Origin of the sequence: Caballeronia sp. BR00000012568055, from assembly GCF_029439455.1 — a bacterium.
Classification (GTDB): Bacteria; Pseudomonadota; Gammaproteobacteria; order Burkholderiales; family Burkholderiaceae; genus Caballeronia.
Genome location: NZ_JAQFVG010000353.1, coordinates 1 through 3,653 on the forward strand (window position 1 = coordinate 1; position 3,653 = coordinate 3,653).

Annotated in this window: 5 protein-coding genes; 4 read left to right on the forward strand and 1 reads right to left on the reverse strand. The window is 55.4% G+C overall.

Annotated features, from left to right (window positions below):
* On the forward strand, positions 1-445 hold a 445-nt coding region (locus tag P7F28_RS30770), incomplete at its 5' end, for an NAD-binding protein (protein ID WP_277188946.1).
* 114 nt (positions 446-559) lie between these two features.
* Positions 560-1,534 (forward strand): tripartite tricarboxylate transporter substrate binding protein, encoded by a 975-nt coding sequence (locus P7F28_RS30775; protein WP_277188948.1) that lies wholly within the window; start codon positions 560-562, stop codon positions 1,532-1,534.
* 214 nt (positions 1,535-1,748) lie between these two features.
* On the opposite strand, the gene P7F28_RS30780 is transcribed toward P7F28_RS30775, so the two are convergent.
* The gene (locus P7F28_RS30780) at positions 1,749-1,907 is read right to left on the reverse strand and encodes a rubredoxin (RefSeq protein WP_225936536.1); all 159 of its coding nucleotides are present in this window, start codon (positions 1,905-1,907) and stop codon (positions 1,749-1,751) included.
* Positions 1,908-2,343: 436 nt separating this feature from the next.
* On the opposite strand from P7F28_RS30780, the gene P7F28_RS30785 reads away from it, so the two are divergent.
* Positions 2,344-3,513, forward strand: a complete 1,170-nt coding sequence (locus P7F28_RS30785; protein WP_277188950.1) for a thiolase domain-containing protein — start codon at positions 2,344-2,346, stop codon at positions 3,511-3,513.
* 48 nt (positions 3,514-3,561) lie between these two features.
* On the forward strand, positions 3,562-3,653 hold a 92-nt coding region (locus tag P7F28_RS30790), incomplete at its 3' end, for a zinc ribbon domain-containing protein (RefSeq protein ID WP_277188952.1).

The window sequence follows — 3,653 nt, forward strand, 5'->3', positions numbered from 1 at the left end:
CCAGTCTAAGGAGACGACCAAGCCGGACGTTGCAGGTTCGGACGCCCCGCCAGCAATTGAAGATGTTCTGATCAACAGTCTTGAATGTCTCGGGCGAGCGGTGACCTACGAATGCGTATCCGCCGGGCTGAAGTACGGGCTCAAGCTCGATGACATAGCGCTGGTTGTGAATAAGGGCTCAGGTTGGAGCGACGCTTCGCGAACGCTTCTTCCGGCGCTTGCGTCTGGCAAGTCGGAATCTGGGACGGCCATAGATTCTTACCTCGGCCATCTCAAGGCCTGTTCTTCGCTGGCCAGCCGAGTGGGCGCGCCCACGCTGATACCGAATGTGGTCCTCGTGATCTTCGAACAGGCAAAAAATCAGCTTGGAGGCTCCTCCGGCGTGGAGCAACTCGCTCGGATGTATGAGGAGACGGCCGGAGTCAAGATGCGGCGACAAGAGTGACGCATTGGTGAACGAAGGTTAGGGATAGCGATCTTGAGCATCGGCCTTTTCTGATAATTCCGAACTGACCGGTGCCTGGATCGAAAAATATTTGCCTCTCGAGAGTCGACTCCAATGCCAAAGCTTCTTGTCAATCTTGCGCACGTCTTTTGCATTTCGCTAATTTCGACGAGCCAAGTGCACGCTGAAGATTCATTTCCTTCACACCCTGTCCGGATCATTGTGAACACCGGTCCGGGCGGACTGCTCGATGTAACGACACGTCTGATTGCCCAGCAAATGAGTCTCAGCCTTAAACAGTCCGTCATCGTCGAGAATCGGGCTGGCGGCGACGGACTGGTAGGCATCAACGTCGTCAAGGAGGTTCGGCCCGACGGATACACCCTGTTAGCATCCGCCGGTACCATGGTTTATCAGCAATCGGTGCGACAGGATCCGGGCTACAACCTCTTGAGCGACTTCACCGGAATCGGGTTCATCGGCAGATCGCCCCTACTTCTCGAAGTCTCTACCGGCGAACCAGAGAAAACCCTCTCAGATTTCATAAGTCGCGCAAAAGCGAATCCTGGGAAGCTTTCGTACGCATCGGCTGGCATTGGAACCGGAACGCATCTAGGGGCTGCACTCTATCTTCAGAAGGCAGGGCTGCAGCTTCTACACGTCCCTTACAAGGGGAACGGGCCCGCCATGCCTGACGTGATGAGCGGCCGCGTGAATATGATATTCGAAGCTTACGGAAGCAGTAAGGGCTATTTGGACGGCGGCAAGCTCCGGGCCCTCGGAGTTACATCAAATTCAAGGCTCACGGCGTTGCCGAATGTTCCCACTCTGGCCGAGCAAGGGGCTCCCGGATATAGTTTCTACACTTGGATGGGCCTTGTTGCACCCGCCGGAACGCCGAAAGACGCGGTTGAACGTCTTTCTCAAGCACTGCGCGACTCGATAAATAATAATTCTCTTCGAGAGCGATTGGCTAGTCAAGGCATTGAGACGTCTCCCATGACGCCCCCGGAGTTCAATAAGTATCTTAGGAATGAAGTGTCAGAAGTGAACCGAGTCGTGACCAACCTCGGAATACAAAAACAATAACGCGGAACATTCTAAGGTCGCGGAACGCGCCCTGTCCCGTGCCTTTAGGGATCGCGAGAACCACGGAGACCTGCGCCGAGCTGCCCGCTATGCTCGGCGCGGGTGGTTTTAAGACGATCCTCAAGACAAGGAAGCACGCGGATCATGCGTTTTTGCGGCCTGAACCAAATGCTCGATCTCAAATGACGAAGTATCGGCGCAAGCCCCATGTCTATCAAACCTCCACCATTTCGAAATCACTCTTTCCCACCGAGCACTCCGGGCACAGCCAGTCGGCGGGCACATCTTCCCAACGCGTGCCAGCAGGGATGCCGTCCTCGGGAATACCCTCGGCCTCGTCGTAAATGAAACCGCAAAGGACACACTGCCACACCTTAAAGTCCGACTGAACCGGCGCATCCGCCGAGACATCGTCAAGTTCGTTCAATTTCGCATTCATACTTTCCTCAACAACCGGCACTACCAGCCGGTATAAAACGCAGTCGCTAGACGAAAACGAGCCCTGCAACTCAGTGTCGATTGAAAAGCTGCACTTGCAGGTCGTCCGCACGAGACAACGAGCCTGAGAAGGCTCTCACCGAAACCGTGTTGAAGCCGGCCGCCCCGAGCACATCAAGCACCACCCCTCTGTCTCCTCCCCACTTACGTTACCCCGCCCCACACCACCAATGGTATCATTGGTTTTACTGAACAGCATCGGTTTCATTCATCGAAACTTGACGAAAATACTAGTGGTTCATGACCAGGCCCCCAGGCACCAGGCACGTGCTGGGAGTCGCGACTTCACCTGTTGACGAGGAGTTGAGCGTATGACTGTTAAAGGCAAGGCTTACATCGTTGGAGCCTATGAGCATCCATTACGTAAAGCACCCAACCACTCTGTTGCGCAATTGCATGCCGAGGTAGCAAAAGGCGCGATAGAAGATGCCGGATTGACCAAAGATGATATCGACGGCTTCTTTTGCGCCGGCGACGCACCAGGAGCCAACGCCTGGTCTCTGGCGAATTATTTAAACCTCAATCAGCTGAAGCATATCGATTCGACCGACATGGGAGGGTGCTCCTACTTGATCCACGTTGCTCATGCCGCGGAGGCAATTGCCGCCGGGAAATGCAACGTCGCGCTCATCACGCTCGCGGGTCGGCCAAATTCCGAGGGAATCTCAGGAACGCAGGTACGCGTTCGCGGCGTGAATCTGCCTGACGCGCCCTACGAACTGCCGTACAGCCCCGTGACGCTTAACCTATATGCAATGGCTGCGATGCGTCATATGCATGAGTATGGAACGACTAGCGAGCAACTCGCGTGGGTCAAAGTTGCGGCTTCACACCACGCGCAATACAACCCTCAAGCAATGTTGCAGTCCGTCGTAACGATCGACGAGGTCTTGGCATCGCCGATGATTTCCGATCCTTTGCACCGTCTCGACTCTTGCGTTGTAAGCGACGGTGGCGGCGCGATTATCGTCGCGCGCCCCGAAATCGCTAAGAGCCTGAACCGTCCGAAGGTTAAGCTTTTAGGCTGCGGTGAATCAACGAAACACCAGATGGGCGGGAAGATTGACCTGACGTACACAGGTGCAGCATGGACCGGTCCGCGTGCTTTCGAAGAGGCAGGCGTGTCGCCATCTGACATCCAGTACGCGTCAATCTACGACAGCTTCACCATCACTGTAATTCTCCAACTCGAAGACCTCGGCTTCTGCAAGAAGGGAGAGGGCGGCAAATTCGTCGCCGACGGTAACTTGATTTCCGGTTCGGGGAAGCTCCCTTTCAACACCGATGGCGGTGGTCTATGTAACAACCACCCGTCGAACAGGGGTGGTATGACAAAGATTATCGAAGCAGTGCGGCAACTGCGTGGCGAAGCTCACGCTAAGGTGCAGGTTCCTGATTGCTCGCTGGCGCTCGCTACCAGCATCGGGGGCGCTATCGGTCATCGCCATGGAGCAGCCACCATTATCTTGGAACGGGAGTGAGAAGAGATGACTTCACAGAATCCTGAAAGAAAGATTGGCGACCCCGCGATGAATCCGGGCGACGAGCCATATTTCGCGGCCGCAAAGGAAGGCCGCCTATTGATTAAACGCTGCAACTCTTGCGGGCAGCCGCATCACTA